The sequence below is a fragment of the Candidatus Pseudomonas phytovorans genome (assembly GCA_029202525.1).
GTDB classification, from domain to species: Bacteria; Pseudomonadota; Gammaproteobacteria; order Pseudomonadales; family Pseudomonadaceae; genus Aquipseudomonas; species Aquipseudomonas phytovorans.
In genome coordinates, this window is sequence record CP119325.1 from 3758480 (window position 1) to 3772051 (window position 13572).

A 13572-nucleotide genomic window follows, 5' to 3' on the forward strand; every position below is an offset into this window, starting at 1 on the left:
CTGCCCCGGGTGGTTTTCAGCGCTGGCCGACGGTAATGATTTCGCGGCGCTCGGCCATGGCGCTCGGCACGTTGGTTTCGTCCATGAAAAACTGCTCGTACCATTCGCGCAGTTGATAGACCGGACCATCGCCTTCGGCCAAAACCGGGTTGTTCACCCGAATCTTGTGCGCCCAGATATCCACGTCCTGGTAAAAGGATTCGCGGTTTCGCATCACGTAGTCCTTGGCCATTTCCCGATTCTGTTCTTCGCTCCAACCCGGCACTTTCTTCACCATGCAGCCAAAACGCAGCTCAAAACTGTTGGCCGTGATCGGCACATGACAGTTGAGCAGGATCGAGTGGATCTCCATGCCCTCGAACACCGCGCGCATCCGGGTGAAGTGCGTGGCCGGCCCGTAGTAGGCTGACTCGGCCACCAGGTCCCCGCCCAGGCGCTCGGAGTCACCATGGAAAATCTGCTGGGCAATGTGGCCTTCGAAGACGTTGGCAAAATACTTGGTTGGCGTGCCATGAACCGGCCCGAAGTGTTGGGCATCTGCCAGGTTATCGACCAGTTCGCGTGGGTTGGTCTCGATAGTCAGCTTGTCCATGTGCCAGTCGTGCAGCCATTCGTCACTGTCCTGTTCCGGCAGATGAGGAATCACCACGCCGTCAGCCGGCGCCTTGCCTTCCGGATTGTTCCAGACAAACAGCAGGTTGTTTTCTTCACAGGTCAGCCAACTGCGGGTCTTGGCTTTCGGCGGGATACGCTTGCAGTACGGGATCTCCACGCACTTGCCGCTGGCGTCGTACTGCCAGTGATGAAAGGGGCATACCACCCGGTCATTTTCCAGGGTGCCGCGCGAGAGGTCTGCGCCCATATGCGGGCAATGTGCATCAATGACGCTGATCTGGCCGCTGGATGTGGCAAATGCCAGCAAACGCGTGCCGAAGATGTTCAGGGTGTGCAGTTGGCCATCACGGTAGTCGGCCGCTTCCCCCAGGCAGTGCCAGCCTCGGCCAAAGCGAGGGGCCAGAGCAGTTTCGACATTGATTGCTGCGAGCTTGGTCATTGTTATTGTTCCTCGTGTGGAAATCCCCGGTAACTTGCCCGGTCAATCTTCACCGAGCAGGCGCCGGTGCTCATCCTCCGCATGGACTAGGTGAGCACCACGAGTACTTCTTCAGCCCGTGTTCATCGCCAGTCGGCGACGATGCCGTGCTCTAGCGCAAACGCCTGCGCGGCGATGGTGCGCCGCTGGAAGCGCACTGCCTGATCGTTGACGGCCAGCCACACCATCACCTCTGCCGGCACTTGGGGGGGCGCTGTGCCAATGCGCAAGGCCAGCAAGCCGTTTTCGCCGATCGTAGCCTTCAGCGCGTCGGTGGTGACCACCCCCGGGTTGAGCGTAAAAGCGCAGATGCCCTGCTCGCCCAGCTCGGCGACAAGCACGCCCGAAACCCTGGAGACCGCCGCCTTGCCCGCACCGTAGGCATAGCCCCAGCCTCCGTCAGCGGCGGCCACCGGCGGGTCGCCTTCACCAGCGCCGGAGGTGACGTTGATCACCACCCCGGCGCCCCGTTCGAGCATGCCGGGCAGCACGGCCTGGGTCAGCAACAGCGGCGCCAGCACATAGCCCTGGAACACCCGCTCCATGGTCTGCGGCTGCAGCGACATGAAGGCGCTGTTGAGGTCGCGGCCCTGATAGATGGCGTTGTTGACCAGCACATCGATGCGCCCGAACGCCGCCAATACTGCCTGGCCGGCGGCCAATACCGAGGCGCTGTCCAGCAGGTCCATAGGCACTACCAAAGCCTTGCGCCCCATGGCGCGGATAGCGGCTGCCGTGCTGTTCAGGCTGCCCGCCAGGGGCACGCCCTGAGCATCGCGCAGCCGATGCGTGGTGCTGTCGCCCTCCTCCACAGTGCGAGCACTGATTGCCACATCGAACCCGGCCCGGGCAAAGGCCAATGCTGTCTCGCGCCCGATACCGCGACTTGCCCCGGTAATGAATGCCACCTTGGTCATGGTTGTTCTCACGTGGACAAGGGCTAGAAACGTGCCGGACGAACCATGGCATCCATACCACCATCGACAAACATCACAGTGCCGTGGACGAAGCTGGCGTGAGCCGACTGCAAGAATGCCACCACCTGGGCGATCTCCTCAGGGTTGCCGGCGCGCCCCAGCGGTGCGACAAACTCACGGACCGCCTTGGCAAAGCGGGGATCGTTCAGCGACGCCTGGTGCAACGGCGTCTCGACTGCCCCAGGCGCCACCACATTAAGGCGTATACCTTGTCTGGCCCAGGCAACCGCCTTGCTACGGGCATTGCAGGTTACTGCGTATTTGGAACTGGCATACGCCACATGGGACTGCCCCAAGGCATTGGCGTGTTCCAGCGCCAGCGCTTCGTTGCCGGCGAGCATGGCCGCGATCATCGGTTGCTGATCGGGGTTGACGTGGGTGGCGGCGATCGAACCGATCACCACCGCGGCGGGTTGCTCGCCCTTGGCCAAGGCATCGGCCAGGCCGTCAAGCAGCTCACAGACACCAAAGTAGTTGACCGACACGATGGTATCGGACACCGCGCTGGAGCCAACCCCGGCGCAGCACACCAGGCCGTCGAGCACCCCGCCGCTGTGCTCAAGCACCGCACTGATGGCAGCTTGGCGCCCGGTTGCGCTGGACAGGTCGGCAATCACCTCGGCATTTGCCCGGTCGATGCCGATGATGCGGTGCCCGGCAGCGCGTAGCGCCTGGCAGACTGCCGCGCCGATACCGGACGCAGACCCGCTGACCGCTGTAACTGGCATAACGTTGCTCCTTGTTGAATGACGGTGTTGCCTAGTATTGGTGCCGTGTAAACCCGACAACATCGTCCGCACGGACTAAAACGCCCCGGCCTTGCAAGCAGGGCCGGGGCGTTTGGGTGATCAGGGCGAAGGTCAGGCGCTATTGCGCGCCGCGGTGGCCAGCTTCAATACCGGCTTTTCCGGTTTTTCGCTTGGCAACGCTGCCAGTTTGGGCTTTCCCAAGGCAACCACACTGTTGAGAATGATGCGCACCAACTCCGTCTGGCGGCGCACACCGGTCTTCGAAAAGATCGAGCGCAAATGCGCCCGTGCGGTGTTGCGGCGCACATTCAATACTTCGGCGGCCTCTTCAAGCGACAGGCCGTTAGCCAGCTCCATGGCCAGCGCGGTTTCGGCCCGCGTCAGGTTGAACAGTTGCTTGGTCACCGTTTCGCTAGCCATGGAGCGGCCCACCGCGTCGCGGATGTAGACCACGACCGCAGGTTTACTCTTGCCCTCGGCCCAGTCCTGGGTAGGAATGGCTTCGATCACCACCCCCAGGTTGACCTGCCCCGATGGCCTGGCCACCGACATCGCTTCGGCGGCGGTGCTGACCTGTTCGCTACTGGCGTCGCGCGCAAAGGCATTGCGCACCAGGCGCTGCAGTTCGCGGTTGTCGCTGGGATAGGTGGCCTCAAGGCGGCCACCCACCAGTTTCAGGCCATCGGCCTGTTCCAGCAGCTCGCTGGCCACCGGGTTGAGGCGCAGCACGCTGCCATTCTGGTCAAGCACGATGGTGGCCACTGACAAACGGCTGATGGCCTGGGCATACAGCTCGCTGATCGACTCGCTGCGGTCAAGCAGGTTGTGCACGTGCATCGCACGGCGCAAATGCGGCAGGATCATTTCACACAGGGTGCGCTCGGAGGCGGTGAATTTCGGCGCGGCTTTCGGCCGGGTAATGCGAAAGCGCAGCTTGCCGCCGTCGGGGGTGGAAACGTCGGCCCCCATGATGTGGTAGGTGTCGTGCACGGTACCGTAAGTCTTGTAGTACACCGAATTGGCCCACTCGGCTTCGGTCATCAGGTCATCGACGGTGAACACCTGGTCCATCGGCGGGTTGCTGAAGGGGGTGACGGCTTGCGGGTAGGCCCAGTAGCTCACCTCCCCCTCGCCTTCGATATCACCGACCACAATCATCAGGCCCAGGTCCGGCTGCTCAGGCACTCTCAAGATCAAGGTGACATAATTGGCCTGGTACAGGCTGCGTACGTGGCGCAGGGTCTTGGCCATCAACTTGTGGTTCAGCGAGCCGTCATAGAACTCGCCGATGAGCGTGTCGTATTCAGCCAGCTCCATACCCATTTCTGCCAGCGCTTCAAACCCCAAGGTGGAATTTCCCATCGCCCGTCTCCTCGCGGGGCACAGCCCAGGCCGTGCCCGCTGTTATTGTTATGATTCAAACACGTGCGCGCGCACTGCACGGTCCGCCTTGACCGCAACCAGGGGTTTGCCGAGGTTGAACCAGGCGGCCAAAGCCGGGAGCAGGAAAATTGCCCCGAGCACATTGACCAGAAACATGAACGATAGCAATACCCCCATATCGGCCTGGAATTTGAGCGGTGCAAAGGCCCAGGTGCACACCCCGATCGACATGGTCAGCGCAGTGAAAACGGCCGCTGTTCCGCGTTGGCACATGGCCTGGTAGAACGCCAGGCGCAGGTCGGCGCCCTCGGCCATTTCGTGCTGAATCCGCTCGTACAGGTAGATGCCGTAGTCAACCCCCACGCCGACCCCAAGCGCCATCACCGGCAGGGTCGCCACTTTCAGCCCGATGCCAAGCATGGCCATCAGTGCATTGCACAGGACCGCCACGATGGCCAACGGCACCAGGATGCACAACACCGCGCGCAACGACTTGAAGGTCAACCAGCAGAACAACAGCACCGAACCAAACAACGCCACCAGCATCAGCACCTCGGCGCGCTTGACCGCGTCGTTGGATGCCGCCATTACCCCGACGTTGCCACCGCCAAGGAAGAACCTGATTTCCGGCACCTGGACCTGGGCAATGATGCGCTTGGCTTCCTGGACCACATGCGACACCGTGGCGCCATCGTGGTCGGTGAGAAACACCAGAATCTGCATCTGCTGGCAGCCATCGGTCACCAGACCGTCCTCGGGCATATAGGCACGGGCGCCTTGGCTCAACCCGCGAGCCGACCCCGGTATCGCCGCCCAGCGTGGGTTGCCTTCGTTGTTGCCGGCAATCACCGTCTTGCCAAAGCCGGCCACCGACTGCACCGACTGCACGCCAGTGACGCTGCGCATCTGGAAGTCGAAGGCCTCCACCGCACGCATCACCGACGGTGACAGGCAGGCCTCCTCCAGGCCCTGGGCCCGGACGAACACCGCCAGCACATCGAGGCCGATGGAATAACTGCTGACAATTTTCGTGTTGTCCTGGTTATAGCGCGACTCGGCGCGCAGCTCCGGCGCACCCGCACCGATGTCACCGACCTCCAGCTGGCGGGCCTTGAACACCGCCACACTCAGCAGCATCACGCCGAGCACCAGCACCACCAGGGCCGGGCGTGGTTCGGCCAGCGCCGACAAGCGCCACCACAGCGGGTGCCTGCCCTGCTGCTGGACCCGCTCCTTGCTCAGCACACTACGTTCCAGGCGCAGGTAGGAAATGATGATCGGCAACATCAGCTTGTTGGTGATGATCATCAGCATCACGCCGATGCAGGCCGTCACCCCCAGTTCATGCACGATCGGGATGTCGATCAGCATGATCACGGCAAAGCCCAGGGCATTCATCAGCAATGCCAGGGAGCCTGGAATGAAGATCTTGCAAAAGGCCAGGCGCGCCGCCTGCAGCGAGTCCTTGCCGGCCAGCACTTCCTGTTTCCAGGCGTTGGTCATCTGCACAGCGTGCGAAACACCGATGGAAAATATCAGGAACGGCACCAGTATCGACATCGGGTCGATCCCCAGGCCCATCAGCGGCAACAAGCCCAACAGCCAGACCACTGGCAGCAAAGCAACCAACAGCGCCACTACCGTCAGGCGCAACGAGCGTGAATAGAGCCACAGCAACAGGCCGGTGATCAGGAAGGCGACGACAAAAAAGCCGATCACGGTCATCAGCCCCTCGACCACATCACCCACCAGCTTGGCGAAACCGACGATGTTGATCTCGATCTGATCGCTGCTGTATTTGGCGCGAATGGCTTCCAGGCGCTTGGCGACTTCAACGTAACTGACCGATTTGCCTGATTGCGGGTCCACGTCCTGCAAATCTGCACGGACCATCGCCGACTTCAGGTCATTGGCCACCAGCCGCCCAACCTGCCCGGAGCGCGCGGCGTTGCTGCGCACCTGAGCCAGGTCTTCGGCGCTGGCCGTGAAGCGCGGCGGTACCACCACGTCACCAAAAAAGCCTTCTTCGGTGATTTCGATGTAACGCACGTTGGCGGTGAACAGGGATGTAACGCTGGCGCGGCTGACCCCGTTGATAAAGAACACATCGTCAGTCACCTTGCGCAGCGTGTCGAGAAACGCTGGGTTGTAGATATCGCCCTCGCCCTTCCATCTGACACTGACCAGAAAGCGGTTGGCGCCGGTGAAGTACTGACTGAAATCGAGGAAGTTGAGCATGTACTCATGTCGCACCGGGATCTGCTTGTTGAAACCCGGGTCGAGCTGGGTGTGGGTGGCGCTGTAGCCAAGGCCCAGGGTCAGCAGCAGGAATACCGTCAACAGCAGTTTGCGTCGTGCCAACAGCAGGTCGGCGCAACGCTCGACCATGCGCGCGGACCGGGCTTTAGCGTACTTCATGAATTTGCTCTCCTTTGCCCAGCGCGGCAACGCTGTTGCCATTCCCCTGGAAAACGCCCCGTTCACCGGCTACCAGCAGCTGATCGGTGCCCACCACAATGGCTGAGGTCAAGGTGCCCAACCCCGGTTGCCGGGTGGTGCCGATCAGGCGGCCTTCTGCGTCCAGGCGCACCATCGAGCTGCCGCCGCCGACAATCAGTACGCCGCGGTGGTCCGGTAGCGTTACATGACCATAAAGCGGCTGGGTATTGCCGACCTTGATCGCCTGCCACTGCTCACCGAAGTTGTCGGTGACAAACACGTGGCCGCGCATGCCGTAGGTCACCCAACGCTGGGCACTCAGGCGCACCACGCCAAACAATGAGCCGTTGTAGAACGCCGACAGCTGTTGCCAGTGCTTGCCGTTATCGGCGCTGCGCAGCACCAGGCCCTGCTCGCCCACCAGCATGCGCCGGCCATCGCTGCCGCCGTCCATTGCATTGAGATGGGCGCGGTCGACCTCCAGCGCCAGCGCGCGCCAGCTACGTCCGGCATCGTCGGACTGATAAAACTTGCCATAGCTACCGAACACGGCAACCTGATCGCCACCGGCTGCCCAGGCCCCCAGCAACGGCTCGCCTGCATCGGGGTCGAAATGAACCTCTTGCCAGCTGCTGCCAGCGTCATTGGAGCGAAGAATCAGGCTGTCCTGGCCAACGGCAACCAATTGCCTGGGGGTTAACGCGGTCACAGCCGTCAGGGAAATCTGGCGTTGCGGCTCGACCGTGGCTTGTTGCCAGGTGCGACCGCGGTCATCGCTGGTGAGGATGGTGCCGCGCTCACCCACCGCCACCTGCCGCGTGCCCAGATTGAGCAGGCCGTTTATCTGCATGCGTTCGGTATTCAGCGTGGTCTGGGCGATGTTCAGCGCACCGCGTGGGGTAAATGCCAGCGCAACGATTGCGGCGACCGTAATGCACACGAAATAGGCAATCAGCTTGGCGCATGGGCGACTGCGTGCAGCGACATCCAGGCGCTCAACAATAGACATACGGTCCACCCTCTTGTTTTTGTAGTCGTGAATCACCGCGCCACCGGGGCGCGGTGTTTGCAACCGTTGTTGACTGAGGTGTGTAGATAGTCCGTCTGCTCGGCCTGCGGGACATCGTCCAAATGGCCTACCCCGGCGCCGATCGACGAAAGTGCGGGTCAGTCCAGCTCGAACAGACCCGCCGCGCCCATTCCACCCCCAATGCACATGGCCACGACCACGTAGCGCACGCCGCGACGGCGCCCTTCCAGCAAGCCATGCCCGACCATGCGCGCACCCGACATGCCAAACGGGTGACCAATCGAAATAGCGCCGCCGTTGACGTTCAGGCGCTCCGGGGGAATGCCCAGGGCATCGCGGCAATGCAGGACCTGGCAGGCAAAGGCTTCGTTGATTTCCCACAGCCCGATGTCGGCCACGTTCAAACCGAAGCGGTTGAGCAGTTTGGGCACCGCCAGCACCGGGCCGATGCCCATCTCTTCCGGCGCGCAGCCGGCCACGGCGATGCCACGGTACGTCCCCAGCGGTTTCAGGCCGCGTCGGGCTGCCTCGACGCGGCTCATCAGCAGGCTGGCCGAGGCGCCATCAGAGAACTGCGAGGCGTTGCCGGCGGTAATGAACTCGCCCTGCTCCACCCATTGGCCGTTCTTCCACACGGGCTTGAGCGCCGCCAGGTCTTCGAAACGGGTCGAAGGACGGTTGCACTCGTCGCGATCGGCCACCACCTGCTCATGGCCATCGGGCTGGCCCTCCTTGTCAAAGCGCAGCTTGCGCACTGGCAGCGATACGATTTCTTCGTCGAACAGGCCGTCGCGCTGGGCGGCCGCCGTGCGCTGCTGGCTTTGCAGCGAGTACTCGTCCTGGGCCGCGCGGCTGATACCATAGCGCCGGGCAACGATCTCGGCGGTTTCGATCATCGGGATATAGGCGCTTGGCATGCACGCCAGCACCGCCTCTGACTGGTTGCGATAGGTGTTCTTGTGCTTGTTCTGGGTCAGCGAGAGCGACTCGACCCCCCCGCCGATGGCAATGCTCATTTCACCGGCCAGAATGTTCTTCGCCGCCATGCCGATACTGATCAGGCCGGAGGCGCACATACGGTCCAGGGCCATGCCTGGCACACTGTCGGGCAAACCGCCGGTGTAGGCGCACAGCCTGCCAATGTTGTAGCCCTGGGTGCCCTGCTGTACTGCCGCCCCCATGATCACGTCATCCACCGCGCCAGGCTCGATACCGGCACGTTCGACCACCGCGCGCACCACATGGCCGCCAAGCACCGGGGCTTCGGTGTCGTTGAAAGCGCCGCGAAAGGATTTGCTCAGCGCGGTACGGGCAGTCGCTACGATTACAACGTCTTGCTTGTCCATGAACAGGCTCACTCGGTGATGGGGTTGAAGGTGTAACGGCTGATGGTGTCGACCACGCAGCCAGGGCGTTCGGCGCCCTCGATCTCGACGCTGATGCGCACCACCAGCTGTACCGCGCTGCCGATCAGCTCGGCGCTGATGACCTGGCCTCGGCCACGTACCCGCGCACCGACTTTCACCACGGCCGGGAAACGCACGCGGTCAGTGCCGTAGTTCACCCCCATGGCCATGTTGTCGATGCTCATCAGCTGTGGCATGAACAGGTTGGCCAGGGCCAGGGTCAGGTAGCCATGGGCGATGCACGCTCCGAACGGGCCATTGGCGGCGCGCTCGGGGTCGACATGTATCCACTGCTGATCGCCCGTGGCTTCGGCAAACAGATTGACCCGTGCCTGGGTCAGCTGCAGCCAGTCGGTGACGCCCAGGTCCAGTCCCTGGGCCTTGAGCATTTGCTCGGCGCTACTGAATCGGGTGCTCATGGGGTGCCCTCAAGCCTGTTGTGAACTGACCGACAGCACTTCGCCGACCATGTAGGAGGCGTAATCGCTGGCCAGGAAGATCATGACGTTGGCGACTTCCCAGACTTCAGCGGCGCGGCCAAAGGCTTCGCGGTCGGCCAGTCTGGCCAGCAGTTCTTCGCTGCTGGCCTTCTTGAGAAATTCGTGCAAGGCAATAGACGGCGACACGGCGTTGATGCGCACCCCGCTTTCGGCGGCTTCCAGCGCACTGCAGCGGGTCAGCGCCATGACCCCGGCCTTGGCGGCGGCGTAGTGCGCCTGCTCTTTCTGCGCACGCCAGCCAAGCACCGAAGCGTTGTTGACGATCGCGCCGCTACCGCGGCGTTCCATGTGCGGCAGCATCGCGCGGGTCATGCGGAAGGTGCCGGTGAGGGTCACGTCGATCACCCGCAGCCACTCCTCATCGCTCATCTCGGTAACGCGCCTGGAGCCACCAAGGCCTGCGTTGTTGATCAGCACATCGACGCCGCCAAGGGCCTGTTCGGCGGCGGCGACCAGGGCTTGCACCTCGGTCTCGACGGTGACGTTGCACAGTTGGCCGTACACGGCCTGCAAGCCGGTGTCGGCCTTGAGCTGTTCAACCGCCTGTTCCAGGCGCCGGGGATGAACATCGGAAATCATCAGGGCGCGGCAGCCTTCTTCAGCGCAGCGTCTGGCCGCGGCATAGCCGATGCCAGCGCCGGCAGCGGCAGTGATGAGCACGGATTTGCCAGCCAGCAACTGGTGGCCTGGCACATAAGGAGGGGCTTGTTTCACGTGGTATACCTCTGACAGAAAACAGGTTGTCGACAGGTATAAAGGCCGCTGGGGGCAGGCACATCGTCAAAACGGACGGGGTCGGTTGTCGCGAGGGAATCAGAGGCAGGCGCCGGCAACACCGACGCCTGTGCATCAAGCTGCGCTCAGGTGCCCCAGACCTTTTGCGCCTTGGGTGCTTCGTTGAGGATCGCATCGACCGCAGCCCCTACTTCAGCGACCTGCCAGCGCGCACCTTTGTCGCGGGTGACGCCGGTACGCCAGCCATCACCCAGGGAGATCCGGCCACCCTGGCTCTCGAACAGCTGGCCGCTGACATGCCCGGAGGCCTCGCTGCCCAGCCACACCACCAAAGGTGCGACGTTCTCTGCCGCCCAGGCGTCGAAGCTGTCGTCTTCGGGTTTCTTGACCATGTCCGGCATTGCGCTTTCGGTCATCGCCGTGCGCGCCGCCGGGGCCAGGGCATTGGCGGTGACGCCATAGCGGGCCAGTTCCGCCGCCTGCACCAGGGTCAACGAAGCGATACCGCCTTTGGCCGCCGCATAGTTGGATTGCCCGATCGAGCCCTGCAAGCCGGCGCCGGAACTGGTGTTGATAATGCGCGCCGCCACCGGCGTACCGGCTTTGGCCTGATCGCGCCAGCGCCGGCCAAGGATGTTGGCCAGGCAGTAATGCCCCTTGAGGTGCACGCGCATGACCATGTCCCAGTCCTCTTCCGTCAGGCTGATGAACATGCGATCACGCAGCACCCCGGCGTTGTTGACCAGCACATGCACTTCGCCGAACGCTGTCAGTGCAGCATCGACGATGCCTTGAGCGCTGCTCAGGCTGGTGATGTCGCCGTCATTGGCGATTGCCTGGCCGCCATTCGAGCAAATCTCGTCGACCACCGCCTCGGCGGCCTCGCGACGAATGTCATTGACCACCACATTGGCGCCTTCAGCGGCAAATGCCAGCGCATAGGCGCGGCCCAGCCCGCCACCGGCACCGGTGATGATCGCGGTACGACCTGCACAGATTCCCATAGGGTGTTTTCCTGTTGTTGAGTGTGGCCGGCTTCAAAGCCGTTCGATAATGCTGACGTTGGCCTGGCCGCCGCCTTCGCACATGGTTTGCAGGCCATAACGCCCGCCGGTGCGCTCAAGCGAATGCAGCAAGGTGGTCATCAAGCGCGCACCGGTAGCGCCCAGCGGGTGGCCAAGGGCGATGGCGCCGCCATTGACGTTGGTGCGAGCCGGGTCGTAATCGAGCTCCTTGGCCCAGGCCATGACCACCGAGGCAAAGGCTTCGTTGATTTCCACCAGGTCGATATCGGCCATGCGCAGGCCGGCCTTCCTGAGCGCTGCACGGGTGGCCGCAATCGGTGCAGTGAGATGCCAGATCGGGTCGTCGCCGAGCACTGACAGGTGATGAATACGCGCCCTGGGGGTCAGGTTGTAGCGCTTGAGCGCCGCCTCTGAGACCACTAGCAACGCCGCAGACGCATCGCACGTCTGGCTCGATACGGCGGCTGTGATCGACGGGTACTCAGCGCTCACAGGCTCCAGGCTGGCCATTTTCTCCAGGCTGCTGACCCGTGGCGTCTCATCAAAGGTCAGGCCCTCGCAGGCAACGATCTCGCTGGCGAAATAGCCGGCATCCGCGGCCGCCAGGGCACGGCGATGGCTTTCCAGGGCAAACACCTCCATGTCTTCGCGGCTGATCTGCCAGTGATCGGCGATGCGCTGGGCGGCGTAAAACTGATTGACCGGCTGCTGACCAAAGCGCGCCTGCCAGCCTTTGCTGCCGGAAAACGGGTCACTGAAGCCCAGCGGTTGGCCAGCGAGCATCGCCGACGAGATCGGGATCTGGGTCATGGTCTGCACGCCACCCACAGCCACCACCTCCTGCATGCCACTCATCACCGCCTGGGCAGCAAAATGCAGCGCCTGTTGCGACGAACCACACTGCCGGTCGACCGTGGTGCCCGGTACGTTCAGCGGCAAGCCGGCAGCCAGCCAGCTGGTGCGGGCAATGTCGCCCGCTTGCGAGCCGATGGCGTCGACACAGCCGAAAATCACGTCGTCATACGCGTGGGCTGGAATGGCATTGCGCTCGACCAGCGCGTTCAACACATGCGCACCCAGGTCAATGGCATGCACATGGGCCAGGCTGCCTTTGCGCTTGCCCGTGGGGCTGCGCAGGGCATCGACGATATACGCTTGGGGCATGGCTCAGTCCTCGAAGGTGGCGCCCGGCCCAAGCCGGGCTTCATCGCTGAGCACATAGGCGGCGACGCGGGTTTTATGGGTGGCACGGTCGCCCCAGGACGGGTCCAGCGACCACACGCGCTTCATGAACATCTGCAGGTCGACTTCCCAGGTGTAACCCATCGCCCCGTGCACCTGGATACCCTGGCGTGCCGCCAGCCAGCTGGCGTCGCAACAGGCCAGCCTGGCCTGCGAAACATAGACGTCGGCACGGCGATCACCCTGGGCCAGGGCATAGGCCGCGCGGTACAGCACAGGTTTGGCGAACTCGATCTTGCAGGCAACATCGGCCAGGTGATGCTTGACCGCCTGGAAGCTGCCGATCGGCTTGCCGAACTGCTTGCGCTGGGCCACGTAGTCCACCGACAGGTCCAGGATCCGCTGGGCCAGCCCGAGCAACTGGCCGGCCACCGACAAGGCGCCGCGGTTCAGGGTCTCGGCCCACAAGGCCCGCCCCTGTTCGCCGCCGACCAGCAGGGTGTCAGGCGTTGGCTGCCAGCTCACCAACCCCAGGCGCCTGGAGGCATCGATACTGGCGTTGGCCTGGACGTCGACCTGCGCGCGCGGCACCGCATGCACTTCATCGCCGTGGGCAAGGATCAGCCACTCGGCCAGCGGTGCATCGGGCACCAGCGGGTTGATCGGGTGGCCGATTGCCAGGCGCACGCTGCCTTCGGCTATGCGCGGCAACAGGCGGGCTTTGACCGGGTTGTCGTCGGGCAGGCCATTCAGCAGCCCGGTAACCACATAAGCCGTGTCGGCCAGCGAGTCCGGGATGGCGTAGTAACCCAGCTCCTGGGTCATCAGCGTCCAGGCCACATCGTCCATGCCCAGGCCGCCGAACTGCTCGGGCACCGACAATGCCGTCAGACCCTGTCCGGCAATCTTGTTGCGCAAGTCAGTGGAGCGGCCTGTATCGGTTTCCCAGATCTCACGCAGCATCTCGGGCGCCGCCTCGGTCATGAGGAAACGGCTGATGGCTTCGCGAAACGTGAGCTGATCATCGGTAAAGGTAAAGTCCATGGCCGGCTC

12 protein-coding genes are annotated in these 13572 nt (G+C 63.2%); all 12 read right to left on the reverse strand.

The window, feature by feature from the left end:
• Positions 1 to 16 precede the first annotated feature (16 nt).
• The 12 genes from P0Y58_16540 to P0Y58_16595 all read right to left on the reverse strand — a co-directional run bounded on the left by P0Y58_16540 (position 17) and on the right by P0Y58_16595 (position 13563).
• A complete protein-coding gene (locus tag P0Y58_16540) occupies positions 17 to 1054 on the reverse strand; it encodes a Rieske 2Fe-2S domain-containing protein (protein WEK28513.1) in 1038 nt (345 codons plus the stop codon).
• 122 nt (positions 1055 to 1176) lie between these two features.
• Positions 1177 to 2010, reverse strand: coding sequence for an SDR family NAD(P)-dependent oxidoreductase (locus P0Y58_16545; GenBank protein WEK28514.1), 834 nt, complete (start codon positions 2008 to 2010; stop codon positions 1177 to 1179).
• A 23-nt stretch (positions 2011 to 2033) separates the two neighbouring features.
• A complete protein-coding gene (locus P0Y58_16550) occupies positions 2034 to 2798 on the reverse strand; it encodes an SDR family oxidoreductase (protein WEK28515.1) in 765 nt (254 codons plus the stop codon).
• A 132-nt stretch (positions 2799 to 2930) separates the two neighbouring features.
• The gene (locus P0Y58_16555; GenBank protein WEK28516.1) at positions 2931 to 4181 is read right to left on the reverse strand and encodes a helix-turn-helix transcriptional regulator; all 1251 of its coding nucleotides are present in this window, start codon (positions 4179 to 4181) and stop codon (positions 2931 to 2933) included.
• 48 nt (positions 4182 to 4229) lie between these two features.
• The gene (locus tag P0Y58_16560) at positions 4230 to 6620 is read right to left on the reverse strand and encodes an MMPL family transporter (protein WEK28517.1); all 2391 of its coding nucleotides are present in this window, start codon (positions 6618 to 6620) and stop codon (positions 4230 to 4232) included.
• Complete coding sequence (locus tag P0Y58_16565; protein WEK28518.1) at positions 6607 to 7650, reverse strand: YCF48-related protein; 1044 nt, start codon at positions 7648 to 7650, stop codon at positions 6607 to 6609. The genes P0Y58_16560 and P0Y58_16565 overlap by 14 nt, the downstream gene beginning before the upstream one ends.
• A gap of 158 nt (positions 7651 to 7808) precedes the next feature.
• A complete protein-coding gene (locus P0Y58_16570; protein ID WEK28519.1) occupies positions 7809 to 9017 on the reverse strand; it encodes an acetyl-CoA C-acyltransferase in 1209 nt (402 codons plus the stop codon).
• Between the two features lie 8 nt (positions 9018 to 9025).
• Positions 9026 to 9496 carry a MaoC family dehydratase gene (locus tag P0Y58_16575; GenBank protein ID WEK28520.1) on the reverse strand — a complete coding sequence of 157 codons (471 nt, stop codon included), beginning with the start codon at positions 9494 to 9496 and terminating at the stop codon, positions 9026 to 9028.
• 9 nt (positions 9497 to 9505) lie between these two features.
• Complete coding sequence (locus P0Y58_16580) at positions 9506 to 10291, reverse strand: SDR family oxidoreductase (protein WEK28521.1); 786 nt, start codon at positions 10289 to 10291, stop codon at positions 9506 to 9508.
• A gap of 146 nt (positions 10292 to 10437) precedes the next feature.
• Positions 10438 to 11316, reverse strand: a complete 879-nt coding sequence (locus P0Y58_16585) for an SDR family oxidoreductase (GenBank protein ID WEK28522.1) — start codon at positions 11314 to 11316, stop codon at positions 10438 to 10440.
• Between the two features lie 33 nt (positions 11317 to 11349).
• On the reverse strand, positions 11350 to 12501 hold the full coding sequence (locus P0Y58_16590; protein WEK28523.1) for an acetyl-CoA C-acetyltransferase: 1152 nt from the start codon (positions 12499 to 12501) through the stop codon (positions 11350 to 11352).
• 3 nt (positions 12502 to 12504) lie between these two features.
• Positions 12505 to 13563 (reverse strand): acyl-CoA/acyl-ACP dehydrogenase, encoded by a 1059-nt coding sequence (locus P0Y58_16595; protein ID WEK28524.1) that lies wholly within the window; start codon positions 13561 to 13563, stop codon positions 12505 to 12507.
• Between the last annotated feature and the right edge of the window lie 9 nt (positions 13564 to 13572).

What these genes read in the sequence shown, in the direction of transcription:
- P0Y58_16540 (WEK28513.1), bottom strand. Translation starts at nt 1,054, where the DNA reads ATGACCAAGCTCGCAGCAATCAATGTCGAAACTGCTCTGGCCCCTCGC.
- P0Y58_16545 (WEK28514.1), bottom strand. Translation starts at nt 2,010, where the DNA reads ATGACCAAGGTGGCATTCATTACCGGGGCAAGTCGCGGTATCGGGCGC.
- P0Y58_16550 (WEK28515.1), bottom strand. Translation starts at nt 2,798, where the DNA reads ATGCCAGTTACAGCGGTCAGCGGGTCTGCGTCCGGTATCGGCGCGGCA.
- P0Y58_16555 (WEK28516.1), bottom strand. Translation starts at nt 4,181, where the DNA reads ATGGGAAATTCCACCTTGGGGTTTGAAGCGCTGGCAGAAATGGGTATG.
- P0Y58_16560 (WEK28517.1), bottom strand. Translation starts at nt 6,620, where the DNA reads ATGAAGTACGCTAAAGCCCGGTCCGCGCGCATGGTCGAGCGTTGCGCC.
- P0Y58_16565 (WEK28518.1), bottom strand. Translation starts at nt 7,650, where the DNA reads ATGTCTATTGTTGAGCGCCTGGATGTCGCTGCACGCAGTCGCCCATGC.
- P0Y58_16570 (WEK28519.1), bottom strand. Translation starts at nt 9,017, where the DNA reads ATGGACAAGCAAGACGTTGTAATCGTAGCGACTGCCCGTACCGCGCTG.
- P0Y58_16575 (WEK28520.1), bottom strand. Translation starts at nt 9,496, where the DNA reads ATGAGCACCCGATTCAGTAGCGCCGAGCAAATGCTCAAGGCCCAGGGA.
- P0Y58_16585 (WEK28522.1), bottom strand. Translation starts at nt 11,316, where the DNA reads ATGGGAATCTGTGCAGGTCGTACCGCGATCATCACCGGTGCCGGTGGC.
- P0Y58_16590 (WEK28523.1), bottom strand. Translation starts at nt 12,501, where the DNA reads ATGCCCCAAGCGTATATCGTCGATGCCCTGCGCAGCCCCACGGGCAAG.
- P0Y58_16595 (WEK28524.1), bottom strand. Translation starts at nt 13,563, where the DNA reads ATGGACTTTACCTTTACCGATGATCAGCTCACGTTTCGCGAAGCCATC.